Source organism: Escherichia sp. KCJ4928 (genome assembly GCF_004352695.1).
GTDB lineage: Bacteria > Pseudomonadota > Gammaproteobacteria > Enterobacterales > Enterobacteriaceae > ECMA0423.
Genome location: NZ_SJWV01000491.1, coordinates 1 through 797 on the forward strand (window position 1 = coordinate 1; position 797 = coordinate 797).

Below are 797 nucleotides of genomic sequence, written 5' to 3' on the forward strand. Positions count from 1 at the left end.
CATTGATGACGGTTCAACAAACATCAAACTGCAGTGGCAGGAAAGCGACAGAACAATTAAACAGCACATTAGCCCGAACAGCTTCAAACGCGAGTGGGCAGTCTCTTTTGGTGATAAAAAGGTCTTTAACTACACACTGAACGGCGAACAGTATTCATTTGATCCAATCAGCCCGGATGCTGTAGTCACAACCAATATCGCATGGCAATACAGCGACGTTAATGTCGTTGCGGTGCATCACGCCTTACTGACCAGTGGTCTGCCGGTAAGCGAAGTGGATATTGTTTGCACACTTCCTCTGACAGAGTATTACGACAGGAATAACCAACCCAATACGGAAAATATTGAGCGTAAGAAAGCAAACTTCCGGAAAAAAATTACATTAAATGGTGGGGATACATTCACAATAAAAGATGTAAAAGTCATGCCTGAATCTATACCAGCAGGTTATGAAGTTCTACAAGAACTGGATGAGTTAGATTCTTTATTAATTATAGACCTCGGGGGCACCACATTGGATATTTCTCAGGTAATGGGGAAATTATCAGGGATCAGTAAAATATACGGAGACTCATCTCTTGGTGTATCTCTGGTCACATCGGCAGTAAAAGATGCCCTTTCTCTTGCGAGAACAAAAGGAAGTAGCTATCTTGCTGACGATATAATTATTCACAGAAAAGATAACAACTATCTGAAGCAACGAATTAATGATGAGAACAAAATATCAATAGTCACCGAAGCAATGAATGAAGCACTTCGTAAACTTGAGCAACGTGTATTAAATACGCTCAATGAAT

At 40.5% G+C, this 797-nt stretch carries 1 protein-coding gene; it reads left to right on the forward strand.

Going from position 1 to position 797, the window contains the following annotated elements:
• Position 1 precedes the first annotated feature (1 nt).
• Positions 2 to 797, forward strand: a 796-nt coding sequence (parM, locus tag E0D98_RS25055) for a plasmid segregation protein ParM (RefSeq protein ID WP_240723778.1), incomplete at its 3' end; no start/stop codon positions are given.